Source organism: Cupriavidus sp. C2SS-8b, assembly GCF_057073745.1.
Genome location: NZ_CP172717.1, coordinates 1,539,004 through 1,564,371, shown reverse-complemented (window position 1 = coordinate 1,564,371; position 25,368 = coordinate 1,539,004). Strand labels below are relative to the sequence as shown.

Annotated in this window: 21 protein-coding genes; 11 read left to right on the top strand and 10 right to left on the bottom strand. The window is 66.8% G+C overall.

The window, feature by feature from the left end; all coding sequences use genetic code 11:
- Window positions 1–37 precede the first annotated feature (37 nt).
- On the top strand, window positions 38–2,500 hold the full coding sequence (locus ACIGJB_RS24135) for a CaiB/BaiF CoA-transferase family protein (protein WP_483732509.1): 2,463 nt from the start codon (window positions 38–40) through the stop codon (window positions 2,498–2,500).
- Window positions 2,501–2,545: 45 nt separating this feature from the next.
- Window positions 2,546–3,568 carry a Bug family tripartite tricarboxylate transporter substrate binding protein gene (locus ACIGJB_RS24130; protein ID WP_483732508.1) on the top strand — a complete coding sequence of 341 codons (1,023 nt, stop codon included), beginning with the start codon at window positions 2,546–2,548 and terminating at the stop codon, window positions 3,566–3,568.
- A 36-nt stretch (window positions 3,569–3,604) separates the two neighbouring features.
- Here ACIGJB_RS24130 and ACIGJB_RS24125 read toward each other — a convergent pair whose 3' ends face one another.
- From ACIGJB_RS24125 to ACIGJB_RS24105, 5 genes are all read right to left on the bottom strand, one after another.
- Window positions 3,605–4,258, bottom strand: coding sequence for a DUF2894 domain-containing protein (locus ACIGJB_RS24125; protein WP_483732507.1), 654 nt, complete (start codon window positions 4,256–4,258; stop codon window positions 3,605–3,607).
- Window positions 4,251–4,901, bottom strand: coding sequence for an OmpA family protein (locus ACIGJB_RS24120; protein WP_483732506.1), 651 nt, complete (start codon window positions 4,899–4,901; stop codon window positions 4,251–4,253). The genes ACIGJB_RS24125 and ACIGJB_RS24120 overlap by 8 nt, the downstream gene beginning before the upstream one ends.
- Entirely contained in the window at window positions 4,898–8,296 is a 3,399-nt protein-coding gene (locus ACIGJB_RS24115; RefSeq protein ID WP_483732505.1) for a DUF802 domain-containing protein, read from the bottom strand. Before ACIGJB_RS24115 ends, ACIGJB_RS24120 begins: the two co-directional genes overlap by 4 nt.
- A 10-nt stretch (window positions 8,297–8,306) precedes the next feature.
- Complete coding sequence (locus ACIGJB_RS24110) at window positions 8,307–9,038, bottom strand: DUF3348 domain-containing protein (protein WP_483732504.1); 732 nt, start codon at window positions 9,036–9,038, stop codon at window positions 8,307–8,309.
- A 179-nt stretch (window positions 9,039–9,217) separates the two neighbouring features.
- Complete coding sequence (locus tag ACIGJB_RS24105; RefSeq protein WP_483732503.1) at window positions 9,218–11,008, bottom strand: cytochrome c biogenesis protein DipZ; 1,791 nt, start codon at window positions 11,006–11,008, stop codon at window positions 9,218–9,220.
- Between the two features lie 206 nt (window positions 11,009–11,214).
- Between ACIGJB_RS24105 and ACIGJB_RS24100 the strand changes: the two genes are divergently transcribed.
- The 3 genes from ACIGJB_RS24100 (at window position 11,215) to ACIGJB_RS24090 (ending at window position 14,478) form a co-directional block, all read left to right on the top strand.
- Window positions 11,215–11,958, top strand: coding sequence for a response regulator (locus ACIGJB_RS24100; protein WP_483732502.1), 744 nt, complete (start codon window positions 11,215–11,217; stop codon window positions 11,956–11,958).
- 35 nt (window positions 11,959–11,993) lie between these two features.
- Window positions 11,994–13,262, top strand: coding sequence for an ATP-binding protein (locus ACIGJB_RS24095; protein ID WP_483734650.1), 1,269 nt, complete (start codon window positions 11,994–11,996; stop codon window positions 13,260–13,262).
- 616 nt (window positions 13,263–13,878) lie between these two features.
- Entirely contained in the window at window positions 13,879–14,478 is a 600-nt protein-coding gene (locus ACIGJB_RS24090; protein ID WP_483732501.1) for a thioredoxin family protein, read from the top strand.
- Window positions 14,479–14,736: 258 nt separating this feature from the next.
- Here the strand turns inward: ACIGJB_RS24090 and ACIGJB_RS24085 are convergent, their stop codons facing one another.
- Window positions 14,737–15,030: a GYD domain-containing protein gene (locus ACIGJB_RS24085; protein ID WP_483732500.1), complete on the bottom strand. Its 294-nt coding sequence runs from the start codon at window positions 15,028–15,030 to the stop codon at window positions 14,737–14,739.
- A gap of 247 nt (window positions 15,031–15,277) precedes the next feature.
- Window positions 15,278–15,790: a MarR family winged helix-turn-helix transcriptional regulator gene (locus ACIGJB_RS24080; protein WP_483711855.1), complete on the bottom strand. Its 513-nt coding sequence runs from the start codon at window positions 15,788–15,790 to the stop codon at window positions 15,278–15,280.
- 136 nt (window positions 15,791–15,926) lie between these two features.
- Here ACIGJB_RS24080 and badH point away from each other — a divergent pair, with 136 nt between their 5' ends.
- The 4 genes from badH to aliA are packed head-to-tail and all read left to right on the top strand — an operon-like array spanning window position 15,927 to window position 20,396.
- Window positions 15,927–16,694 (top strand): 2-hydroxycyclohexanecarboxyl-CoA dehydrogenase, encoded by a 768-nt coding sequence (badH, locus tag ACIGJB_RS24075; protein ID WP_483732499.1) that lies wholly within the window; start codon window positions 15,927–15,929, stop codon window positions 16,692–16,694.
- Window positions 16,695–16,736: 42 nt separating this feature from the next.
- On the top strand, window positions 16,737–17,519 hold the full coding sequence (badI, locus tag ACIGJB_RS24070) for a 2-ketocyclohexanecarboxyl-CoA hydrolase (RefSeq protein ID WP_483732498.1): 783 nt from the start codon (window positions 16,737–16,739) through the stop codon (window positions 17,517–17,519).
- A gap of 29 nt (window positions 17,520–17,548) precedes the next feature.
- On the top strand, window positions 17,549–18,700 hold the full coding sequence (gene aliB / locus ACIGJB_RS24065; RefSeq protein ID WP_483732497.1) for a cyclohexanecarboxyl-CoA dehydrogenase: 1,152 nt from the start codon (window positions 17,549–17,551) through the stop codon (window positions 18,698–18,700).
- Between the two features lie 46 nt (window positions 18,701–18,746).
- Entirely contained in the window at window positions 18,747–20,396 is a 1,650-nt protein-coding gene (aliA, locus tag ACIGJB_RS24060; RefSeq protein ID WP_483732496.1) for a cyclohexanecarboxylate-CoA ligase, read from the top strand.
- Between the two features lie 73 nt (window positions 20,397–20,469).
- Here the strand turns inward: aliA and ACIGJB_RS24055 are convergent, their stop codons facing one another.
- The 3 genes from ACIGJB_RS24055 to ACIGJB_RS24045 form a co-directional block, all read right to left on the bottom strand.
- Window positions 20,470–20,772, bottom strand: a complete 303-nt coding sequence (locus ACIGJB_RS24055) for a DUF2917 domain-containing protein (RefSeq protein WP_483732495.1) — start codon at window positions 20,770–20,772, stop codon at window positions 20,470–20,472.
- Window positions 20,773–20,808: 36 nt separating this feature from the next.
- Entirely contained in the window at window positions 20,809–21,777 is a 969-nt protein-coding gene (locus tag ACIGJB_RS24050; protein WP_483732494.1) for an alpha/beta fold hydrolase, read from the bottom strand.
- Window positions 21,778–21,921: 144 nt separating this feature from the next.
- Window positions 21,922–22,530, bottom strand: a complete 609-nt coding sequence (locus ACIGJB_RS24045; protein WP_483732493.1) for a TetR/AcrR family transcriptional regulator — start codon at window positions 22,528–22,530, stop codon at window positions 21,922–21,924.
- Window positions 22,531–22,825: 295 nt separating this feature from the next.
- Here ACIGJB_RS24045 and ACIGJB_RS24040 point away from each other — a divergent pair, with 295 nt between their 5' ends.
- Together ACIGJB_RS24040 and ACIGJB_RS24035 are read left to right on the top strand one after the other, a co-directional pair.
- Window positions 22,826–23,200: a helix-turn-helix domain-containing protein gene (locus ACIGJB_RS24040; RefSeq protein ID WP_483732492.1), complete on the top strand. Its 375-nt coding sequence runs from the start codon at window positions 22,826–22,828 to the stop codon at window positions 23,198–23,200.
- A gap of 462 nt (window positions 23,201–23,662) precedes the next feature.
- A complete protein-coding gene (locus ACIGJB_RS24035; RefSeq protein ID WP_483732491.1) occupies window positions 23,663–25,366 on the top strand; it encodes an FAD-dependent oxidoreductase in 1,704 nt (567 codons plus the stop codon).
- The last annotated feature ends 2 nt before the right edge of the window (window positions 25,367–25,368 follow it).

Sequence of the window (25,368 nt, the reverse complement as noted above, 5' to 3'; positions counted from 1 at the left end):
CATCACGGTTTCCGTCCATCACAGCCAGGGAGTTTCCATGATCATGAAAGGACCTGACCCGGCGCAGCTCGCGCTGGGCGGGCTGCGCGTACTCGAAATCGGCACCGGTCCGGCGCTGGCGTACGCGGGCAAGCTGTTCTCCGACTTCGGCGCTGAAGTCATCAAGGTCGAAAGCCCGGCGGGCGACGCATGGCGGCAGATGCCGCCGCTGGTCAGCGTGCCCGGCGCCGCCCAGCCGGAAAGCGCGCTGTTCGCATGGCTGAATACGAACAAGCGCAGCGTCACCGCCAATGCGGCAGATGTCGATGACAACGCGTGGCTGGCACAGCTTGCGCGCACTTGCGACGTGGTGCTCGACGCGCGCGCCCTGGAGGAAGGGCCGGGCATCGTTGCCACGCCGGTCTGGTCAGGTGCGGCCGGCGGCCATGAGCCGATCGAGGTCGTCCTCACCTGGTTCGGGGAGAGCGGCCCCTACAGCGGGTACGCGGGCGCGGAAGCCGTGTGCCGGGGCCTTGCCGGCGCGGTGCACGGCAGTGGTCCGTCAGACGGTCCGCCCCATATGCCGCACGACGTGCAGACCGCGATCGTGGTCGGCCTGAGCGCGTTTTCGGCGGCAGTCGCCGGTCTTATTGGCAACGCGCAGGGCAGCCGCCGATACGTGCTCAGTGAACACGAATGCGCCTTCAGCGTGGTCGAGATGGAAGCCGGCATGGTGCCCGACAAGCGCCACCCGCTGCGTCGCCTTGGCGTCAACCGCTTCTGCGGTACGCATCCGGCGGGCATCTTCGAGACCGCGAAGGGCTGGATCGGCATCTTCACGCATACGCTGCCGCAGTGGAAGGCGCTGTGCGACGCGATCGGGCGCCCCGAACTAGGCGACGATCCGCGCTTCGCAAACGGGCAGGAACGCATGGCGCGGGCGGACGAGATCGACGATCTGCTGATTCCCGCGTTCCGGACACGCACGGCGAGCGAGTGGTTCGAGATCCTCGGTGACAAGAAGCATCCGACGGTCATCGTGCCGACCATGGAGGAATTGCTGCGCCAGGACGTCCATCGTCAGCGCCATGCGTTCGTGCCGGTCGAAGCCGCGGGCGTTACGTTTGAAGGCCCGGTCGTGCCGCTGCGTCTCGACGCAGCGGGACCGTTGCATGGCGGTCCTGCGCCAATGAAGGGTGCTCACGATGGCTTCTATCGGGCTGCCGGGCTGGATCATCAGCCGCACCGCACACTCAGGAGAACGTCGTCTTCGGAACTGCCGCTGAAGGGGCTGCGCGTGGTCGACCTGACGATGGGCTGGGCGGGGCCGCTTGCGTCCCGGACGCTGGCCGACTTCGGCGCGGAGATCATCAAGGTCGAGAGCACCGGCTATCCCGACTGGTGGCGCGGCGCCAACTTCACCGAGGAGTTCTATCGGGATCGGCTGTACGAGAAGAACACCAACTTCAACCTGATGAACCGCAACAAGCTCGGCATTACGCTGGACCTGACGCGGCCCGAGGGCAAGCAATTGCTGCTCGACCTGGTGGCGGGCGCCGATGCGGTCATCGAGAACTACTCGGCCGAAGTCCTGCCGAAGCTCGGCCTCGACTACGAGGCGCTGCGCGCCGTCAACGAGCGCCTGGTCATGGTGTCGATGCCGGCCTTCGGGCTTGGCAATGCGTGGAGCAACACGCGGGCGTATGGCGGCACGCTGGAACAGGCCAGCGGGCTGCCGCTCCACACCGGGCATCCGGACGGGCCGCCGGCCATGACGTCCTACGCCTACGGCGATCCGATCGGCGGACTGAACGCCGGCGCCGCGATGCTGCTCGCGCTGTTTGCGCAGCAGTCGACCGGCAAGGGCCGGCATCTCAACCTGTCGCAGGTCGAGGCCATGTTGCCGATGGCCGCGCCGTTCATCATCGAGCAATCGGTCAGCGGCGCAGTTTCGCCGCGCCAGGGCAACCGCCATCCGTTGAATGTGCCGCACGGCTGCTTCCGCTGCGCGGGCGACGATGCGTGGATCGTGCTGACCGTCACTGATGCGGAATGGCACGGCCTGTGCCGCGCCATCGGCAGGGGCGATCTGGGTGCGGAAGCGCAGCTTGCCCACGCGGCGGGGCGCCGTGCGCAGCAGGACAGGATCGACGCCGCCATCACATCGTGGAGCGCGGGCCGCGATCCGGAGGACGCCATGCGCGTGCTGCAGCAGGGCGGGGTTGCCGCTGGCGTGGTTCGCCCCATGTCGCAGGTGCTGCAGGACCCCCACCTTCGCGCACGGGGCTTCTGGCGTGACATGGAACGTGCCTGCAGCGGCACGTACACCGCCAGCACGCCGTGGTTCCGCACCGCAAACGAGGCCATGCCGATCCGCAGCGCGTCGCCGACGCTCGGCGAACACACCGAAGAGGTGCTCACGCGCGTGCTGGGGCTGAGCGCGGCGCGGATCGCGGAACTCGAACGCATGGGCATCACGGGCAAGACGGCGCAGCCGAAGTCATCAGGCAAGGCCGCGTAGGTCAACAAGGCATTCAGGAACACCCAGGAAGAACAGGAGACAAGCATGCAAGAACTCGATTTTTCTACGCGCTGCCGCCGGGCAACAGGCCGCTTCAGACTGGCCGCTGCCGCGCTGGTCGCGTTGACTTGCACGATCGCAGGGCCGGCCGCTGCCCAGAGTGCGAACTGGCCGAACAAGCCCATCCGGATGATCGTGCCGTTCCCGGCGGGGTCGTTCACCGACACGGTGGCGCGCGTGCTGTCCGAGCACCTGAGCAAGTCGCTCGGCCAGCCGGTGATCGTCGACAATAAGGCCGGCGCGAACGGGCTGATCGGCGTGGGCGAGGCTGCCCGCGCGGCGCCGGACGGCTACACGCTGCTGGTCACCAATTCCAGCAGCATCACTATCAACCACCAGGTCTACAAGAAGAGCAACTACAAGCCGAAGGACTTCACGCCGGTCACGCTGGTGCTGGAGGCGCCGTTCATCCTCGTCACGAACCCGGAGTGGTCGCAGAAGAACGCAGTCGGCACGGTGCCGGAGCTGGTGAAGTTCGCCACGCAGAATCCGGGCAAGATCAGCTACGGCTCGGCGGGCCCCGGCAACATCGCGCACCTGAGCTTTGCGATGCTGAACAACCGCACGAAGATCAAGACCACGCATATCCCGTACAAGTCCGCGGCGCAGGCGGAGTTGGCCGTCATGAGCGGCGAACTGGAGACGGCGTTCGACACCTGGAGCGCGCTGCCGCAGATCAAGGTCGGCAAGCTCAAGCCGCTCGCCGTCAGCTCGTCCAAGCGCATGACGCAACTGCCGGATGTGCCGACGCTGGAGGAGCTTGGCATTGCGCCGTTCAATGTGACGTTCTGGATCGGCATGCTCGCGCCGGCTGGCACGCCGCCGCAGATTGTCCAGAAGCTCAATACCATCACGCACGGCCTGCTTGAAGACAGCAAGGCAAAGACGGCGCTGGGGCAGCAGGGCGAGGTGGTGATGATCGACCCGGCCACGTTCGCGAAGCGCATCGAGAAGGAGGATGCGAGCTGGGGGACCGTGATCCAGCGCGAGGGGATTACGCTGGAGTGAACTGCTCGGGGCTGGCACCGGTGATGACCGGTGCGACTACTTCCTCCCCCTCCCGCGAACGACCTTCTTCACCACGCCGGCGCGCGGCGCTTCCTTGACGGCCGCGGCGCCGCCGCCATGCATCTGTTCCAGCCACGTCAGCGCATCGACATAAGACAGGAACTGCTCGAAGTACGCGGGTGACATCTCGCGCATCAGCGTCAGGGAGCGATGCACGAGATGGCTGGAATTGAGCGGACCCGCATGCTCGGGCACCCGCTCCAGCGATTGCTGCAACTGCTGGCTCGCGCTGACGCGCGTCCAGGTATCCCGGAAGTAATCGATCAGCTCCGGCTCGACGCGCAATGCGTCGCGCGGAGCGCTGCGCGGCGCTGCGCCAGGAGCTGGAGCAGCATCTGGCAGAGTGGCCTGGCTCGCGATGTAGTCGACTACCTCCGCCAGCGCGCCGCGCGTGGGCAGGCGTGGTGGAGGCGCATCGCCGGCGTCCGGTGAGGCGGCGCATTCGACGGCCTCACCGTATGCGATGACCAGCTCCGACAGCCGGCCATCGAGCAGGCTGCGCGCGTCGCCACTGTGGCCAGCCGCGCGCCGTGCCATCGCTTCGATCAGGCGAAACCGGACCGGGTCGACGCGGTCGGCGCCGCGCTCGCGCCAGGCGGCCAGCGTGTCGAGCACGGCGCCGCTAGCCATGCGGCTTCCCCGTGCCCATGGATACGCGCGGAACGGGGGCGATCTCCACGCGCCGGTTGCGGGCGCGGCCAGCCTCGTCGGCGTTCGACGTGACCGGCTGCTCCGCGCCGAATGCAGCCGAGAACACGGACGCGGCCGGGATGCCGGCTTCGATCAGCGCGCGCGTCACCGTCAAGGCGCGTTGCGCGGAAAGTTCCCAGTTGTCGGCAAACCGCCGGTTGCGTTCGCTCACCTGCTGGTCGTCGGTGAAGCCGCTCACCATCAGGATCTCGTCGCGCGAGCGCAGGTAGGCCGACAGCGGGCCGGCCAGGCTCTTCAGCACGTCACGGCCCTGCGGCTGGAGCTGGTCCGAGTTGAGCGCGAACAGCACGCTGCCATTGATGCCGATGCGGCCGTTCACCAGCGTCACGCGTCCGGCGGCCAGCGGTGCCGCCAGCGCCTTTTCCAGGCTTTCGCGGCGCTGCATTTCTTCCTGGCGCTGCTTCGCTTCCTTCTCCAGCCTGGACGTGAGCTCCATTTGCGCGCCGATGACGCCCAGCAGGATCAGCACGAACGCCCCCAGCACCACCGACATCAGGTCGCCAAAGACGGCCCAGGTCGGTACGGACGGCTCGACGCCTGCGTCGATGTCGTCGTCTCTCATGCCGCCTCTGCGTTGGATGCCTGCTGTCCGGCAAGCTGCTGCAGGTCGTCAAGCACCTGCTTCTGCGAGCGCATGCTGAGGTCGACGACCTCGCGTGCCTGCGCCACGTAGTAGGCCAGCTGCTCGTCGCTGCGCGCCATGGATTTGTCGAGCGCGGTTTCGATGCGTTCCAGGTGCGCCATCAGCTTGTCGTTGGACTCGCTGAACATCTGCACGGCCACGCCCAGCGCCTCGCCAAGGCTGGCCACTTCGACGGCGCTGCCCGTGACTTGCGCGGCCACGGTGGCGAGCTTGCCGGTTTCCGATTCGACCTGGTCGTGGAAGCGCGTGCCGACACGGTCGAGCAGGTCGGCCGTGGTGGCAACGAGGCTGTCGACGGCCACGCGCTGTTCGGTGGAAGCATGGTTGACCGCATCGAGCAGCGTGCCCAGCGTTTCCAGCAGGCGGCCGCGCTCTTCGAGCATCGTGTTGTCGCGCGCCATGCTGTCGGCGAGCTTCTGGCGCAGTTCGGCGATCACCTCGGCCGCGGCCTTGGGCGCTTCGGTGGCGGCCTGCACCAGGCGCGAGACCTCGGCGATGGTGTGGCTGGCCTGTGCCTGCGTCTGGGCCGCGATGTCGCGCGTAGTCTGGGCCAGCGTATTGCAGAGTTCCTGCTGGCGGTTGGTCGTGTGCGTCGTGGTCTGCTCCCATTCCTGTCGCAGCGACGCAGCCATGCTGCCCAGCGTCTCGGTCCACGCGGTCATGCGCTGCTCGTCGCGCGCGGCCATTTCGGCCTGCAAAGCGACCGCGGCCTTCGGGGCCTGCTCGGCGGCCTGCACGAGGCGATCGATCTCGGCGATGGTGGTGCTGGCGTGCGTGCGCGCTTCGGCCGAAATATCGCGTGCCGTCTGGGCCAGTGCGTCGGTGATGGCTTGCTGGCGGCCAGCGGATTGCGCGCTCTCCTGTTCGATCTGGGCGCGCAGCATTGCAGCCATGCCGGCTAGTGCCTCGGTCCATGCGGCAAGGCGCTGCCGGTCGCGCGAAGCCAGTTCTTCCTGGAGCGCGACTGCAGCCTTCGGGGCCAACTCGGCGGCCTGCACGAGGCGGTCGATTTCGGCGATGGTGCTGCTGGCGTGCGTGCGGGCTTCATCGGACATAGCGCGTGCCGTCTGCGCCAGCGTTTCGGTGATCTGTTGCTGATGTCCGGCGGCGTTGGCGCTGGCCTGCTCCATCTGCGTGCGCAGCGTCGCGGCCATGCCGGCCAGTGCTTCCGTCCATGCAGTCAGACGCTGCTGATCGCGAGTGGCCAGTTCTTCCTGCAGCGCGACGGCTGCCTTCGGGGCAAGCTCTGCCGCCTGCACGAGACGATCGATCTCGGCAATGGTGCTGCTGGCGTGCGTGCGCGCTTCAGCGGACATAGCGCGTGCCGTCTGCGCCAGTGTCTCGGTGATCTGCTGCTGATGGCCGGCGGCGTTTGCGCTGGCCTGCTCCATCTGCGCGCGCAGCGTAGCGGCCATGCCAGCCAGTGCCTCGGTCCATGCGGCCAGGCGCTGCTGGTCGCGAGACGCCAGTTCTTCCTGCAGTGCGACGGCAGCCTTCGGGGCCAACTCGGCGGCCTGCACAAGGCGGTCGATCTCTGCGATGGTGCTGCTGGCGTGCGTGCGCGCCTCGGCGGACATAGCGCGCGCGGTCTGCGCCAGCGTTTCGGTGATCTGCTGCTGGTGGCCGGCGGCGTTGGCGCTGGCTTGTTCCATCTGCGTGCGCAGCGTCGAAGCCATGTTGGCGAGGGCTTCCGTCCATGCGGCCAGGCGCTGCTGATCGCGGGACGCCAGTTCTTCCTGCAGGGCCACAGCGGCCTTGGGAGCCTGTTCGGCGGCCTGCACCAGGCGCTCGATCTCGGCGACAGTGTTGCTGGCATGCGCGCGGACTTCCGCCGACATGTCGCGCGTGGTCTGCGCCAGGGCGTCGGCGATTTCCTGGTGGCGGCTCGCGGTGTGCGCGCTAGCCTGTTCCATTTCGCTGCGCAGGTTGGTGGCGATGGCACCGAGCGTTTGCGCCCAGGCCTGCAGCCGCTGTGCATCCTGTGCCGACAGTTCCTGCTTTAGTTCGGCATGCGAGCCGGCCAGGGTCTGCACCATCGAGGCCGCGTGCTGCTCGAACGCTGCCGCCGCGCTGGCGATGGCTTGCTGGCTGTCGCCGGCCATCTGCTCGCTGACGCGCGCTTGCTGCGCCAGCGCATCGTTCCAGGTTCCGGCGGCGCTGGCCGCCGTGGCGTCCAGGCGGGCGGCCACGTTTTCCAGCAGGGCCGCCGAGCGTTGATCGAAGGTCCGCGTGAAGCCTTCGAGCGTGGCGCGCAGGTCGCCGGCCTGCGCTTCGCTGGTGCGCTGATGTCCCGCCAGCGCCTGCTTCCACAAATCCGCGACGGTCGCCGTGCTGTGCTCGAAGCGGCTCGACAGGCCATCGAGCTGTTGCTTCACGGCGTCCGTGACCGTGGTGTGCAGGGCCGCCGTTTCGCGTGCGATGCCTGCCATGGTGAACTCGACGGCAGGCTGGATGGCTGCGCTGGCGGTGCGTGCGCTGTCGGCGATGCTCTGCGTCAGCGATTGCTGCACGGCATCGGCCAGCCGGCCGTACGCGGCGTCGGTGCGGTCATGGAAGGCGGCCTGGCTGGTGGCCAGCCGTTCGGACATGGCCTGGTGCTGCTGCGCCATGGTGGTCATCATGGCCTGCAGCCCGTCGACCAGCGTGGGCATCACGTCCGCCTGACGCTGCAGCAGCCGGAAGGCCTCTTCGCGCTGATGGGTGCGCGAGAACGGGCGCAGCGTGGTCGCGATGCGGGCGTCGAGCGCCTGCGCGGCCTCGATGCGCTCGCGCCGGCACAACGTGGAAAGCAGGCCCAGCATCGCCGAGGTGGCGACACCGGCCACGGACGTGCCGAACGCAAAGCCCAGTCCCTTGACCGGCGCGGCCAGTGAGGCGCGGATGGCATCGAGGTCCGAAGCGCCTTCCAGCGCGATGCCGGTGCCGCGCAGCGTCGCCACCATGCCCAGGAACGTGCCGAACATGCCGAGCAGAACCAGCAGGCCGACCAGGTACGGCGTCAGGGCCGGGCCGGGCAGGGCGGCGCGCTCGCCTTCGACGCGCAGACGCACGGCATTGCGCAGGTTCGCAGGCAGCAGATCGACCCATGCGCCAAGGCTGGTGGGGGCTTCGGACAGTCCCGCAACGGCCTGGGCCAGCGTGCCCGTGGCCTGGTGGTAACGCTTCAGTTCAAACGCACCGGCCAGGTAGAAGCCGCCGATCAGCAGCGTGACGGCCAGCGCCAGCACGTTGGTGCCCGCGTAGCCGGCGCCAATCCAGCCCACGACGGCCAGGCCTGCCAGGAAAACGACGATTTGGATAAGGGTTCTGGTCATAGTGGTTGGTTTAGCTGTCACGCAGCGCCGCCAGCAAGGCTTCGACGGGTTGGTAACGGATGTCCAGCTCGGCGCGCAGCACGCTCTGCATATCGTTCTGGAAGACGGTAAGCCAGGCACCGGGCGTCACGGGCGCCGGGGCGCCCGTCGGCCGCGCGCCGGCCAGCGCGGCTTCCTCGGCCTTGCGCAGGCGCGTGAAGTGCGCTTCGAGCATGCCCGGAATGGATCCCAGCAGCGCCTGTTCGCGCGCCCCCAGCACGCGTTCCATGACGCCATCTACCATCGCCAGCCGTGCCATGCCGGGGGACTGGGCCGCCAGCATCGTGCGCAGGCGGCCGCGCAGGCTGGCGATTTCCGTCTCCATGGTCTGCTGCGAAGTGACGTATCGCTGGCGGAACGCTGCATAGTCGATGACGGTGCCTGCCGGCTCTGGCAGAGCCTGGCGCGGTCGTCCGCGTGGCCGGTTGCCGGCCGCCTTGTCATCGGCAATGGCCGTGGCCAGCGCGGTGCGCACGCGGACGCACTGGGCTTCCTCGGCCTCGGCCGCGCGCGTTCCCGCCGAGGCCGGCGGATTGCCGTTCAGCGCCGCGGACAGTGCGATCGCCTCCGTCCAGCCGAGCCATTGGCTGAGCTGGGCCGAGAGCGACTGGCCGGATTCGGGGGCATCATTGCCTGTCAGGCGAACCAGCAGGCGGATCAGCGTCGGACCGCTGAAACCTGCGCGCCGTGGTGCTTGGAGCATATCGCCAGAGCGAAAAATCCAGCATTTTACTCGGACGCGGGTGCGATTTCGCCGCATTTGTGGCCAGACCAGACTGGCTGGCCCCAAAGCAGCGATTTGATGGGGCGGTTCACGCAGGCTTTGCCTTCGCCCGCCGCCCGAAAACAAGCGCGAATCCGCCGCGAAATGCGCAGGGGAGGCTAGCCGAACGTGAACGCGTAAGCCTGTGCGCCGGGATCCAGGAAGCGGATTTCAAACGTATGCTCGCCCACCGCGCCGGCCTGCCGCACCAGCTGGTAGAGCCGCGTCTGCGTGACGGCGCCGTTGCCGCCCGCATCGGTATCGGCGCCATGGCTCGTGCCGGGCGGCTTGCCGTCGATCGTCACGACGAAGCGGACCGCCCGGCCATTGGCCGCTGGCCCCAGCACCAGGTGCAGGTCGCGCGCGTGGAAGCGGTAGCGGATGGCGCCATCGGCCCGGTCCAGCGTGGCTTGCTCGGGGCCGACCGTCCATTGGCCGGACAGGCCCCACTCGTTCAGGAGCAGCTTGCCCACGGTGTACTGCCGCGATGCGTCTTGCCGCATCGCGCCCGGCGAGGCGAAATTCACCGCCTGGCTGTAGCCGATATAGGTTTCGTCGGAGCGGACATTGCGCAGGTCCGGCGCAGCCTGTGCACCGCCCGCTTCGGGCTTGACGACATCGCCAGTCATGGCGTGGTTGCCGGCTTCGGCCAGCAGGGTCTGGATGACCCGTTCCGAGGTTGCGTAGTCGCCCTCGCCGAACTGGTGGTGGCGGATATTGCCGCGCGCGTCGACAAAGTAGGCGGCCGGCCAGTAATGGTTATGGAACGCGCGCCAGATGCGGTAATCGCTGTCCACGGCCACGGGGAAGCCGATGCGGAAGTCCGCCACCGCGCGGCGCACGTTGTCCGGCAACTTCTCGAACGCGAACTCGGGCGTATGCACGCCGACCACCGTCAGGCCCTGGTCCTTGTACTTGTCCGCCCACGCGCGCAGGTAGGGCAGCGTGCGGATGCAGTTGATGCAGGAATAAGTCCAGAAGTAGACCAGCGTGACTTTGCCGTGCAGTTGTTCGCGCGACAGCGGCGGCGAATTGAGCCATTGCGTGGCGCCGTCGAGCGTTGGCAACTGGCCTTCGACGCGCAGGGGGCCGGGGAAGCGTGCGTTCGTGTCATTGGCGGCGAGCAGTACGCCATTGCCTCGGTCGGGTCCGGCGGTGTCGTTGGCGGCCTGCGGAGCGGGGCTCTCCTTGTGCAGGGCATCGACCAGCGCCTGTTCGAGCCGCACCGGGCCGCTGGCGGACAACTGTGCCAGCAGGCCGGTGTCGGCGCCGAGTCCGATCGCCAGCACGCCGCCGAGCACGCCGGCACCTAACCCCCGCCGCAGCCACTGGCTCGCGCCCAGGGATCGCTTCATCAGCGCGAAGACGCGTCCGCCGAGGCCCAGCGCCGCTGCCAGCGACGTCGCCGCGCCAGCGGCATAGGCCGCGAGCGACAGGGACGTCGAGACACTGGCGCCATGCAGCGCGGCTCCGGTCAGCACCAGGCCGAGGATCGGCCCGGCGCAAGGCGCCCACAGCAGCCCGGTGGCAATGCCGAGCAGCAGCGATCCCCAGGGCGAGTCGGAGGCCGGCCCCGACGCACTGCCGCCGGCTAGCCGGTTGCCGAGCGCCACGACGGGGCGCGCGAGGATCTCCGCCACGCGGGGCAGCAGCAGCGACAGCCCGAACACGGCCAGCAGCGCCAGCGCGCCGATCCGGCCATAGGCATTGGCGCGCACGGCCCACGCGCCACCGGCCGACGCCAGCGAGGCCACCGCGGCAAAGGTCAGCGCCATGCCCGCCAGCAACGGCAGCCGGCTGCGCAGGAATGGCTGCCCGGCCCGGCTGAGGACAAAGGGCAGGACGGGCAGGATGCAGGGGCTCAGGATGGTTAGGACTCCACCTAGGTAGGCAAGGATCAGCAAGGTCATGACGGGTGTCCTTTCGCTCGGGATTGGCTTGGTCCCTATCAGACCGGGCCGGCGTCGCCGCCATGTGTCGCCATGGCGCGGTTTTGTACCGCTTTGTGCGGCCGCAGCCGCCAGATACATGGCGATACACGCAAGACGGGCCACCCTCATACAATGCTGGCAAAGCAGGCTGCCCGATCCCTTCCACTTTTGCCGAGGCCACCACGATGGACGCACACGTCGACCACATCCTGATCGTCGATGACGACCGCGAGATCCGCGAACTGGTCTCCGCCTATCTGACCAAGAACGGCCTGCGCACGACGGTCGCGCCGGATGGTCGGCATATGCGGGCGTTCCTGGAGGCCAACACCGTCGACCTGATCGTCCTGGACGTGATGATGCCCGGCGACGACGGGCTGGTGCTGTGCCGGGAGCTGCGGGCCGGCAAGCACAAGGCGACGCCGATCCTGATGCTGACCGCGCGCGACGACGAAACGGACCGTATCGTCGGCCTCGAGATGGGCGCCGACGACTACCTGGCCAAGCCGTTCGCGGCGCGCGAGCTGCTCGCGCGCATCAAGGCAGTGCTGCGCCGCACGCGCATGCTGCCGCCCAACCTGCAGATCACCGAGGCCGCGGAAATCCTCGCGTTCGGCGACTGGCAGCTCGATACCACCGCGCGCCACTTGATCGACCGGGAGGGCACCATCGTCGCGCTGAGCGGGGCGGAATACCGGCTGCTGCGCGTGTTTGTCGACCACCCGCAGCGCGTGTTGAACCGCGACCAGCTGCTGAACCTGACGCAGGGCCGCGAGGCCGAGATGTTCGAGCGCTCGATCGACCTGCTGGTCAGCCGCCTGCGGCAGCGACTCCATGACGATGCGCGCGAACCCAGGCACATCAAGACGGTGCGCAACGAGGGCTATGTGTTCGCCGTACCCGTCGAGATCCGGGAGGCACGCCAGTGACGTTGCTCGCGCGCCGCTGGGCATGGCCCCGCACGATGGGGGCGCGACTGTTCCTGATCCTGTTCGCCGGGCTGCTGATTGCGCACGGGCTGTCGTTCGCCGTGCTGTTTTCGGAACGCTATATCTCTGCGCGGCAGGTGATGCTGGGCACGCTGGAAACCGACGTCTCCACGTCCATTGCCATTCTGGACCGGCTGCCGGCCAACGAGCGGGCGCAATGGCTGCCCCGCCTGAATCGCGGCAACTATCAATACATCCTCGGGCCCGGTTTGCCCGGCATCCCGGAGATGTCCCAGCGGGGGCAGGACATCGCCGACCGCATCATGGAGGCTAGCGGCGGCCGCTTTTCGGTCAAGGTGGAATCCATTCCGGGCGACGGCAAGCAGTTGCAGGCGCACCTGACGCTCAGCGACGGCAGCCCGCTGACCATCGACGTGCATCCGCGCATGACACCGATCGCGGAGTGGCTGCCTTATGTGCTGGTGATCCAGCTCTTGCTGCTGGTGCTGTGCTGCTGGTTCGCGGTGCGGCTGTCGATACGGCCGCTGGTGCAGTTGGCCGATGCCGCCGATGCGCTCGACCCGAACGCGAAGACGGCGCCGCTCGACGAGAGCGGCCCGACTGAACTGGCGCGCGCGGCGCGCGCGTTCAATGCCATGCGGGAACGCATCGCAACGTTCGTGGAAGAACGCGTGCAGATACTGGCCGCCATCTCCCATGACCTGCAGACGCCCATCACGCGCATGAAGCTGCGCGCCGAGATGGCCGAGGAGTCCGAGGAGAAGCGCAAGATGGTGAGCGACCTGGCGGAGATCCAGACGCTGGTGCGCGAAGGGCTTGCCTATGCGCGCTCCGCGCACGGTGGGGGCGAGAAGACTTCGCGGATCGACCTCGGGTCGTTTGTCGAGAGCCTGGTCTATGACTACCAGGACACCGGCAAGGCGGTCACGGTGCAGCAGAGCATCGGCTGTGCCATTGAAACGCGCCCGCAGGCGCTGCGCCGTATACTGACCAACCTGATCGACAACGCGATTAAGTTCGGTGGCGCAGCCGAACTGAACGTACGCCGCGACCAGGATGCCGTGGTCATCGAAGTGCTGGATCGCGGTGCCGGCATTCCGGAAGACAAGCTGGACGCGGTATTGCAGCCGTTTGTCCGGCTGGAGAATTCACGCAGCCGGGAGACGGGGGGCACGGGGTTGGGGCTGGCTATTGCACAGCAGCTCGCGGTGGCGATCGGTGGATCGCTGCGGCTGCGAAATCGGGAAGGCGGGGGGCTGGCGGCGGAGGTTAGGTTGGGGTGAAGGGGTGGCTTAGTAGGGGGAGGTTGTCGATCTTGGCAGGCGCGGCTGTTTCGCAGGCGTAGCCTGCGAGTCACTTTTTGTCCGAGCGACAAAAAGTAACCAAAAAACGCGTTTGCTTGTCCTAACGGACGAATATTGATCGTAGTGTGCGAAGAATTTCGTACGGGTACCCGCTTCAGAGCGTGCCCCGCTGCCTGCCGCGTGGAGCGCATCCGCATGCAGGCTCTCCGACAATGATTGAACCAGCCCCGAACCTGTCCGTGGCTCGACACTGCCACCGTTATCGCATCATCGCCTTCGGCTGCTGCGCGGCTCACTAGCCGGCAGGCGGAGGACATCAACGCCGCAGATGCTGGGGCTTCCCAAGAACGACGACCCCGTCATAACGAGAACCCCATCGGCTACGCCCGCGAAACTTGCAGTTCAGCGAAGAATTTTTTGTATGCGCCTGTATCACCGGCGCGCGGTGATACGCGAACACACGCACCGGGCCGCTACGCCATAAGCGCGCGATACATCGGTCGACTTCAATGGAGGTGTGCCAGCGCGATGGACGCGCCGACCACATTGCCCCAACGACCAGAGAGCGCGACCGGCGTCGCGTCCCAGCCCAATCATGCGCACCTCCCTTCGCGCCGCCATGGCAGCGGCCCTGCTCATTGCCATCTATGTCTTCAGCACCGGGTTCAGTGCCTCCGCAGGTCCGGCCGTCGCGGACCGGGGCAAGGCACCAGAGTTCACGGACATCGACCACTGGCTGAATTCCCCACCGTTGTCGATGCGAGAGCTGCGCGGCAAGGTCGTGCTGGTCGACTTCTGGACCTACTCGTGCATCAACTGCATCCACACGCTGCCTTACGTGAAGCAGTGGCATGAGAAGTACAAGGACCAGGGGCTGGTCGTGGTCGGCGTCCACACGCCGGAGTTCGCCTTCGAGAAATCGACGGCCAATGTGCAGGAAGCCATCAAGCGCTTCGGCATCCGCTATCCGGTCGCGCAGGACAACGCGTATGCCACATGGTCGGCATTCCACAACCAGTATTGGCCCGCCACTTACCTGATCGATGCGCAGGGCCGCATCGTCTACCACCACTATGGCGAAGGCAACTATGCCGAAACCGAAGCGGTGATCCAGAAGCTGCTGGCGCAGCGCACGTCACCGCCCGAGGATCCAAAATCGAAATCGGTCGTTGGGTCGGGGGCCGATCGTTCATAGACTTCAGGCAGGGCCGGCGGATTCACCGTGCGGCCATTGCAAGGAGTCTGCGTGGCGGTACCGTGATCGGCGCGGCCGTTGTCGTGTATGCGGCCCTGCGCTACCCGATTTATCCGCCCGGCTTCTACGACGACGAGCCTTCCCGGTCGAAGGCGCGGCAATCGCATTGAGGCCGGAAAGCGGAAAGCGGAAAGCACCTGGCACACGCAAGTGCGTCAGGCGCTTTCCGCTTTATCACTGCATCAGGGCGTCAACCCATCAACGCACCTTGCCGAGAATGCCCTGCATTTCGTCGGCATTGAACGCGCGCAGCGTTTGCGTGCGCACATTGCCCTGCGCGCCGATCGACATGCCGAAGGCAGTCATCGCCGCGTCATCCGATGCTTCCAGTACCAGTGCGATGTCATAGGCGCCGAGCGTCCAGTAAATGTCCTTTACCTGCACGCCGAATTGCGCCCCCATTTCGCGCACCGCGGCGGCGCGCTTGGTGGTTTCCTTCACGGTACGGATGCCCTGGTCGGTGAAGGTTGCCAGCACGAGATATCGGTTCATGATGTGTCTCCGGCAAGATGGATCGGCGCCGCCGGCGCAGCTGGCGTTGACGGTGGCTCGGGGCTTTCGGGGCTGAGGCAGAGCGATGCAGCCATCGCGCCTCGCGGAATAAGGCCCCCTCGCACCCGAGCAATCCCGCCATCACGCAAGTTGCAAGCCACTCGCCGTACCAGGCGGCTTTCCGGTATTCAGAGCTGGCGCGCAGCACGGTTTGCGGCTCGCGCCGTTGCACACGCGATACGGCGGGTCAGTCGCTTTCCGCGTCTGCCGCACCGGTGTCGAGTCCCTGCATGTTGTCCAGCAGCTTGAGCAGGTAGTGCAGCGTGTGCGTCAGGTCGTTCGTGGAAAAGCCCTCCAGCGCGCGCTCGTAGTAGTCGCGGATCTTCGGCTGCGCCTGGTGCAGCCACACCTCGCGTCCCGTTTCGCTCATGCGCACCAGCCTCGACCGACGATCGCGCCCGTCCGGCGCCAGGCTCACGTGGCCGTCCCGCTCCATGCGGCTGACCAGCCCGGACAGGTTCTGCCGGCTCACCATCAGGTAGCGCGCCAGGTCGCCCACGCTCATGCCGTTGGCGGCCTCCGGCCGCGACAGCGCACCCAGCACTGCCCACTGCTGCGTGGTCAGCCCCTCCGCTTCCACGGCACGCGAGCCGGTCTTATGCAACATGTTTGCACATTGATAGAGTCGGAAGAACAGCCGATTGGCGAGTTCCATCCGCGCGTCTGGGGCGATTGCGTCGCCAAATTCCGGGTTAACCATGATGCCATCCAATGATCGAGAGCCTTGCGCACTGACGAGACACCACCTAGTATAGGTCAATATATTTACCTAATTCAGTGACGATGCGTGACGCGATGGCGGCACGATAGCACTGGAGACCTCGTAGGAGAAAGCTGTGCAAGGACTCAAGGGCAAGACGGTCATCGTGACCGGAGGTGGCGGCGGTATCGGCGGCGCAACGTGTTTGCGCTTTGCGCGGGAAGGCGCGGCAGTGGGTGTGCTCGATCTGAGCGCGGATGCGGCGGCGAAGGTGGCGACCCTCATCACCGAGGCTGGCGGGCGCGCGCTGCCAATACGTTGCGACATTACCGACCGGGCCAGCGTGGATGCGGCCGTGGCGGCGGTACAGCAGGAACTCGGTCCCGTCGACGTGCTGGTCAACAACGCGGGCTGGGATGTGTTCAAGCCCTTTACGCGAACCGAACCGGCGCAATGGGAACGCCTGATCGCCATCAACCTGACCGGCGCGCTGCATATGCATCACGCGGTGCTGCCCGGCATGGTGGAGCGCAAGCAGGGACGCATCATCAACATCGCGTCCGACGCGGCGCGCGTGGGGTCGTCCGGCGAAGCGGTCTATGCCGCGTGCAAGGGCGGGCTGGTGTCGTTCTCCAAGACCATCGCGCGCGAACATGCGCGCCACGGCATCACGGTCAACGTGGTGTGCCCCGGACCGACGCAGACCGCGCTGTTCGAAGACTACAAGCAGGGCGCCGGCAACCCCGAGAAGCTGGTGGAAGCGTTCACGCGCTCGATCCCGCTGGGCCGCATCGGCCAGCCGGACGACCTGCCGGGCGCGATTGCCTTTTTTGCCAGCGATGACGCGGCATTCATCACCGGACAGGTACTCAGCGTGTCCGGCGGCCTGACCATGAACGGCTGATTGCCGGCGCTACACAAAGCATCCGACAGGAGACAGAACATCATGCAATACGAAGACATCCTCTATGAAGTCCGCAACGGCGCAGCCTGGATCATCATCAACCGCCCAGAGAAGATGAACGCGTTCCGCGGCCGCACCTGCGACGAGCTGATCCATGCGATCAACCGCGCCGGCTACGACCGCGAGATCGGCGCGATCGTGCTCGCGGGTGCCGGCGACAAGGCCTTCTGCACCGGCGGCGACCAGTCCGCGCATGAAGGCCAGTATGACGGCCGCGGCACCATCGGCCTGCCGATGGAGGAACTGCATAACGCCATCCGCGACGTGCCCAAGCCCGTCATCGCGCGCGTGCAGGGCTATGCCGTGGGCGGCGGCAACGTGCTGTGCACGATCTGCGATTTCACCATTGCCTCCGAAAAGGCCGTGTTCGGGCAGGTCGGGCCGAAGGTCGGGTCGGTCGACCCGGGCTATGGCACGGCCTTCCTGGCTCGCGTCGTCGGCGAAAAGAAGGCGCGCGAGATCTGGTACCTGTGCCGCCGCTATCCCGCGGCCGAGGCGCTGGCGATGGGGCTGATCAACGCCGTGGTGCCGCACGAGCAGCTCGATGCCGAGGTGCAGAAGTGGTGCGACGAGATCATGGAAAAGAGCCCGACCGCCATCGCCATCGCCAAGCGCTCGTTCAACATGGACACCGCCCATCAGAGCGGTATCGCCGGCATGGGCATGTATGCGCTGAAGCTCTATTACGACACCGAGGAATCGCGCGAAGGCGTCAGGGCTTTCCAGGAAAAGCGCAAGCCCGAGTTCCGCAAGTACGCGAAGTAATTCACCGGCAGGCAGACCGAGGAGACATCATGAATCCCTACCTCAATGAAGACCTGCAGGCGCTGGCGGAGCATGCGCGCCGGTTCGCGGATGAGCGCATCGCGCCTGGTTTCCTGGAGCGCGACAAGACGCGAGTACTTGACCGCACGCTGATGCGGCAGATGGGCGAGATGGGCTTTATCGGCCCGGAGCTGCCGGAGGATTGCGGCGGACAAGGCATGGGTTGCCTGGCCGCAGGGGTGATCCACGAAGCTGTCGCGCGCGCTGACCTGAGCATGTCATACGTCAACCTGCTGGCCTCGCTCAACGGGCAGATCCTCGCGCAGCATGCGTTGCCCGAGGTGGGGAAGCCCTGGCTGCAGCGGCTCACGCGCGGCGAGGCCCTGCTGGCGATCGCGCTGACCGAGCCCCGCGGCGGGTCGGACGCGGCGAGCCTGCGCCTGCGCATGGAGCGCGTGGGCGACAGCTTTGTGCTCAATGGCGAGAAGACGTCGATTTCCGCGGCGGACCAGGCCGATGCGGCCGTGGTCTTTGCGCGTACCGGCAGTGTCGAGGACGGCGCGCGCGGCATCTCGGCCGTGCTGGTGCCAATGGATCTGCCGGGCGTTACGCGCAGCCGCTTCGACTGCCATGGCCAGCGTGCGATCGGGCGCGGATCGATCTTCTTCGAGAACGTGCGCGTGCCGGCGGACCACTTGCTGGGCAGCGAAGGCCAGGGCTTTGTCCAGGTGATGCAGGGCTTCGATTTCTCGCGCGCGCTGATCGGCCTGCAGGTGCTCGCGGTGGCGCAGGCGGCGCTCGACGAGACCTGGGAGTATGTGGCGGAGCGCCAGGCCTTTGGCAAGCCGCTGTCCGCGTTCCAGGGCGTCTCGCATCCGCTCGCGGATTTCGAGACGCAGGTCACGGCCGCGCGCCTGCTGTGCCTGCAGACGCTGTGGCTCAAGGACCAGGGGCTGCCGCATACGGCCGAGGCCGCCATGTGCAAGTGGTGGGCGCCGCGGCTGGCCTACGACGTGGTGCACCAGTGCCTGCTGTCGTTCGGGCATGGCGGCTATGACCGCGGCGTGATGGAGCAGCGCCTGCGCGATGTGCTGGGCTTCCAGATCGGCGACGGCACGGCCCAGATCATGAAGACCATCATCGCGCGCGGCCGTGCCGGGCGCGCCGCGGTGCCGGCCTGAATCGGCGGGCGCCGGGCTTTCCATACAAGAACAGAGGAGACAAGCCATGGATTTCGACGCGGTACTGATTGCGCCGCGCCGCGCGGCGAGCGTGGCGGCGGGGCTGTGGCACGACCGCACCATCAACGACTATTTCGATGCCAGCGTGGCACGGTCGCCGGACGGGGCAGCGTTGACGTCGCTGCAGGTGGAAAGTGGAGCGATCAGGCGCTTCACGTGGCGGCAGCTCGATGCGGTGGTCGCGCGTATCGCCGTGGGGCTGAGCCGGCTCGGGATTGCGCGCAATGACGTGGTGTCTTGCCAGTTGCCCAATGGCTGGGAAGTTACGACGCTGTACCTGGCTTGCGCGCGCATTGGCGCGGTGCTCAATCCGCTGATGCCGATCTTCCGTGAGCGCGAGCTGGCGTTCATGCTGGCGCACGCGGGCAGCAAGGTCGTGGTCGTGCCACAGCGGTTCCGCGGCTTTGACCATGCGGCGATGCTGGAGGGGTTGCGCGCATCGTTGCCGGAATTGCGGCATGTTGTGGTGACCGGGAGTGATGGCGCCGACGGGTTTGAAGCCATGCTGTGCGGGACCGATCGCGAGGAAGATCCCGATGCGCGCGCCATCCTGACGCGCCATCGTCCGGGCCCGGACGACGTCACGCAGCTGATCTATACGTCCGGCACCACGGGCGAGCCCAAGGGCGTGATGCATACGGCCAACACGCTGCTGTCGAACATCCTTCCGTATGCGGAGCGGCTGCACCTGAGTGCCGGCGACGTGGTGCTGATGGCTTCGCCGATGGCACACCAGACCGGCTTCATGTATGGCCTGATGATGCCGGTGGTGCTTGGCGCGCAGGCGGTGTTGCAGGACATCTGGGACCCGGTGCAAGCGGCACGGCTGATCCGCGAAGCCGGTGTCACCTTCACCATGGGATCGACGCCGTTCCTGACCGATCTGGCCAGCACGGTGGCGCAAGGCGAACCCGTGTCGAGCCTGCGTACCTTCCTGTGCGCGGGGGCGCCGATTCCCGGTGCGCTGGTCGAGCGCGCCCGCGCGGCGCTGGGCGCCAGCATCGTCTCGGCCTGGGGCATGACCGAGAATGGCGCGGTGACGACCACGCTGCCCGATGATGAGGAAACGCGCGCGTCGACGACGGATGGCGTGCCGTTGCCCGGCGTGGAGGTGAAGGTGGTGGACGGGCTCGATGCTGCCTTGCCTGCTGGCGAAATCGGGCGGTTGCTGGTGCGGGCTTGCTCGAATTTCGGCGGCTACCTCAAGCGGTCCCGGTTGAACGCCACGGATGCCGAGGGCTGGTTCGACACCGGCGACCTCGCGCGCATCGATGCGCAAGGCTATGTGCGCATCGCGGGGCGCAGCAAGGATGTGATCATCCGCGGCGGCGAGAATATTCCGGTGGTGGAGATCGAAACGCTGCTGTACCGGCATCCCGCCGTGTCGCAGGTGGCCATCGTCGCGTATCCGGACGAACGGCTGGGCGAGCGCGCCTGTGCCGTGGTCGTGCCCAGGGAAGGGCAGGCTTTCGACAAGCAGGCGATGGTGGATTTCCTGAAGGCGCAGAAGGTGGCGTTGCAGTACATCCCGGAGCGATTGCTGGTGTGCGACGCGTTGCCGGCGACGCCTTCGGGCAAGGTCCAGAAGTTCAAGCTTCGCGAAATGCTTAAGGAGCCGACGATCGAAGGTCAATAAAGCAATTAACCGACAAGAAATTCACCCATCTGCATGAGCGGGACGACGCGCGGCGTCGTCCCGCCAGAGACGGCTAGGGACCAGTGGCCAAGGGTTGGGCGAGCCCTAGCAGGCGCCTGAAGCGGCTGCGCCAGGTGCTTCCTGTCGTGGTGCCCGATCGGCAGCGCGTCACGCGCAAGGTGGCCGGGGTGACGGCGTAGAGCTCGACGCGGCTGGCTTCGGGCAGCGTAAAGCTCTCGCTGGCGGCCAGCGAGGCGTCCTTCGGATCGCCGTCGCGGATGAGCCACAGTTCGCCTTCGGTGCAGCGCACCGCGACGCGTTCGCCCGCATCCGCCACCACGCGCAGCGACGCGCGGGCGGGCAGGGTGGCTGTCATGTCGTTGCTGACCAGGAACATGTCGGTTCTCCCGTTTCACTGCAAGGCCAGGTCCGGCCGCGCCAGCCCGGGTACTGGTTGATCGGCTGCCGGTCGGATGAAACCGGCGATGCGGGCGATGACACTGGCGTCCTGCAGGATGCGCCGGTGCCCCAGGCCTTCCGTCGTCACTAGTTGCGATTGCGGCCACGCGCCGGCAATGGCGGCGCCGTCCTCCCAGCGCACTTCGCGGTCGTGGCGGTCATGGACGATCAGTGTCGGCGGTACGGGCCGGGTTCGGCCGATCTCCGGCACATTGAAGGCGGACCAGGGCATGCCCAGCCATTGCTCGCTGTCGCGCTGCATACGCGCTAGCACGCGTGGACCGATGCCGAGCCGCCAGGCCATGGTCGCGCAGGCAGCCTGCATATCGGCCGGCGGCCCCACCATCACGGCCGCGCGCACGGGCAGGCCTTCGCGAATCGCCAGCGCGGCGGCGGCACTGCCGAGCGAGTGCGATACCACCGCATGCACCGGGCCCGCGTGCCAGGCTGCCGCCAGCAGTGATCGCGACATCTCCAGCACGGAGGTCTGTGTGCTGCCGCGCACGCCGGCATCCGAGGCGCCATGCGACAGCGCATCGAACGCCACCACGCGCATGCCGGCTGCCAGCAGTCCATCGACAACGGCATGCCACTGGCCTGCATGGCCGCCCCAGCCGTGAGCAAGCAGCACGACAGGGCCCTTGTTGCCCCAGCGGTAGACGCGCACGCGCCGGCTGGGCCCGTGGCCAACGACCAATGCCCAGTCGGCACGCGCGCGCTCGACCACGCGCAGCGCGGCGCCGTTCGGGATCGCATGCGGGGGGCCAAACCACAGCCTTTCCAGCGCTCGCGCGGTGGCCGCCGGGTTGAGCAGGCTGCCGGCCTGCCAGCGCAGGCGCGTCAGGGCGTCCGCTGCGCGTTGGCCCGGAGCCGTGATCCTCGCGGCGGAGCCTGGCGTCGATGATGAATGTCCCTGCCTCACAACACACCTCCAACGGATTGGGCGCGCGGATCGGTCCGGATCAGGCGATTAGTACCTGGTGGTGTCTGCGCTGTTATAAAGAACGACCAGTCGTGCTTTTTTATGGGAAGTCGCGCGCCGTCGTTCGGGATCCTTCGTGGGTAGTCAGTTCGCCGTCGACGTCCGCGGACGGGCGCGTTCAAGCAGGCCGGCAAATGCGCGGCGCGCCATGGCTTCGGCGTCGGCGCGGCCCAGCAACTTGAACGATTGCTGGAACGACATACCGATGCCCACCATGTCGAAGGCAAACTGGCGTGCGTCGACATCCGGCGCTAACTGGCCTTCCTCGATGCCATCGGTCACCACGCGGGCGATGGTGCTGTGCCAGTCCTTCAGTGACTGCACCACCTGGTCGCGGATCGCGCCCGGCTTGTCGCGGTATTCCTGGCCAAGCGCCATGAATAGGCAGCGCCCCTGGGTTACCGTGCCGCCCAGCCATTCCAGGTAGCCTTCAAAGAGCGCCTCCAGTCGCGGCACGCCGCGGGGCTGGCGCATGGCGGGGCGCGCGACCATCGCGGCGAAACGCTCCGTGGCCAACTCCAGCACGGCCTGCTGCAGCGCTTCCTTCGACTTGAAGTGCGCGTAGAGTCCGCTCTTGGACATATTCGTGTCCGCCGCCAGGCTCGCCAGCGACAACTGCTCGAATCCCACCCGGGCGGCGGTATCGAGCGCCTGCTCGATGATGGCGTTGCGCGTAAGTTGGCCTTTTTGCATGGACTGCAGAATAGCACGACCGGTCGGTTTGTCAATGAGGCTTCCTTCTTTCGCACGGGGTGGTCACGTTCTGAGTCTTTTACGTCAACGCAATCGGCACATTGTCGTTACTGTCAGGGCGGTGCGACGATTCAGTGCAGTATCCGGCCCATAAATAGCCGGCTTTGGCCCCGGAAAACCTCGTTGCAAGAAATCTGCACAAAGTGTTTCGGCAGTTACATACGGAATGCTTTGCGTGCTCTATACTCGAATGCACGTCCGCGCACTTTTTTTTCACTGGTGACTGGAGACCGACATGAACAGTACAGCCGTGCCAAGAGGCGCTAGCGAACCGTTCCGGCAACTGCGGGCGTTGCGTCGAGCGCGCAAGCTGAAGCAGGAAGACGTTGCCCGCAAGGCGGGGATTTCGCGAGAAGCCTACCTGCGTGCAGAGTCTGGCCAGGCCGATCCGCGCATGTCGACCTTCCTGGCCGCATGCGAAGCCCTCGGGCTCGAAGTCGTCCTGGCGCCGCAGCATCTTGCTGCCGATGTAAACGCATTCATCGCCAGCCGCAATGGCGGCGTCACGGCAGCCTCGATGGCCGGCCAGCCGGCCGCCGCGAGTGCACCCGCGACCGCAGCCAGCCCGTCTACCGGTGGCTTCGGTTCCGGTACAGGCGAGGGGCACTAGCCAGGCTCCTGATGACCCTGCCGGACCGGCCACGTTCCAGACGTGGCTGGCGGAAGCAGGGGAACGCCGGAAAGGGGGCAGCAACCGGCACAGTGCGAGTTGGACTGTGCCGGTTGCTGTTGTCTGGATTTCGGCGTTTTTTCACTTCTGAACACTATCCCCATTTCAGACGGCGGCGGCCTGCTGCTGCCGGTATCGCGTCGCCCTGAAGTGACTCGACCGCCGCGCCCGCGAAGTCGCAGCGCTTGCGCGCTCCAAAAACCCCCGCATCGCCCATTTCCCCACTAGAACATCCTTGAGACCGTCTTATCGGCAACGGTTTGACACGTCCGTTGCTGGCGATTACGATATGGTAAATGCATTACGCATTCCGTAATTTTGCCTGAGGAGTCCTGCAAGGACGCAAGGACAAAGCTCCCAGGCCCGCGGCACAGCCGAATACCGGCGTGACCTGGAGACACCGTGGACACCAGCTCCGAGCCCCGTACCTTCGCGTACCAGCCTTGCGCCGAACAGCGCATGCCGCTGGAAGGGCACGGTTTGCCTGTGTCGCATCCTGTTGCGATCGTGGGTGCGGGGCCGGTCGGGTTGGCCACGGCGATCGATCTCGCGCAGCGGGGCGTGCCGGTGGTCTTGCTGGACGACGATTGCACGCTGGCCAGCGGTTCACGTGCGATCTGTTTCGCCAAGCGCACGCTTGATATCCTGGATCGCCTCGGTTGTGGCGAAGGCATTGCCGCAAAGGGCGTCAGCTGGCATGTCGGCAAGGTGTTCTTCGACGCGTCGCTGGTGTACCAGTTCGACCTGCTGCCGGAAAGCGGACACCGACGGCCGGCCTTCGTCAATCTCCAGCAGTACTACCTGGAAGGCTTCCTGGTCGACCGCGCCGCGGAACTGCCGGGCATCGACCTGCGCTGGCGGCACCGCGTCTGCGGCGTGGAGCAGGACCAGGATGGCGTCTGGCTGACCGTCGAGACGCCGGATGGCCGCTACCGGTTGCATGCGCGCTACGTGGTGGCCGCCGATGGCGCGCACAGCGCCGTGCGGGCGCTGATGGGACTCGAAAGCAAGGGCCGCGTCTTTCGCGACCGCTTCCTGATTGCCGACGTGAAAATGTCGGCGCCATTCCCCGCCGAGCGCTGGTTCTGGTTCAACCCGCCTTTCAACCGAGGCCAGTCGGCGCTGCTGCACCGCCAACCCGATGACGTCTGGCGTATCGATTTCCAGCTCGGCTGGGACGCGGACCCCGACACCGAGAAGCAACCGGAGCGCGTCATGCCGCGTATCCGCGCCATGCTGGGCGACGATGTCGATGTCACGCTTGAGTGGGTCAGCGTCTACACGTTCTGCTGCCAGCGCATGGACGCCTTTCGCCATGGCCGCGTGCTGTTTGCCGGCGACGCTGCGCACCGGGTGTCGCCATTCGGCGCGCGCGGCGCCAACAGCGGCGTGCAGGATGCGGAGAACCTGGCGTGGAAGCTGGCGCTGGTCCTGCAAGCCCGTGCCCCGGACGCGCTGCTGGACACCTACGCCAGCGAACGCGAGGCCGCGGCCGACGAGAACATCCGGCATTCCACGCGCTCGACCGATTTCATCACGCCCAAGAGCGCAGTGAGCCGCACGTTCCGCGATGCCGTACTGCGGCTTGCCCGCCATCACGCGTTCGCACGGCAACTGGTCAACAGCGGCCGGCTGTCACAGCCAACGGTGCTGGATGGCTCGCCACTCAATACGCCCGATGCCGACAGCTTTGCCGGCGCCATGGTGCCGGGCACTGCCTGTGCCGATGCACCAGTCGCCGCCGGCACGCCCGCCCAGGCAGCGTGGCTGCTTGGCGAAATGGGCGCCGGCTTTACGTTGATGGTGTTCGGCAACGGACAGGGCGTTTCGCTGGAAGCGCTTGCCGCCACGCCGGTGCCATTGGCTGTGCTGTGCGTTGTCCCCGCCGGCGAGCGCTGCGCGGACCCGACAGGCCTGCATGCCGTGACCGATACCGAAGGCCTGGCCGCGCGTCGCTATGACGCCCGCCCGGGCACCTGCTACCTGCTGCGCCCTGACCAGCACGTCTGTGCGCGCTGGCGCCGTTTTTCCGCGGATGCCGTGCTCCGCGCCCTGCAACAGGCGATCGGCATGCCGACCGCCAACCATGACCCTGCCACGGCCTAGCA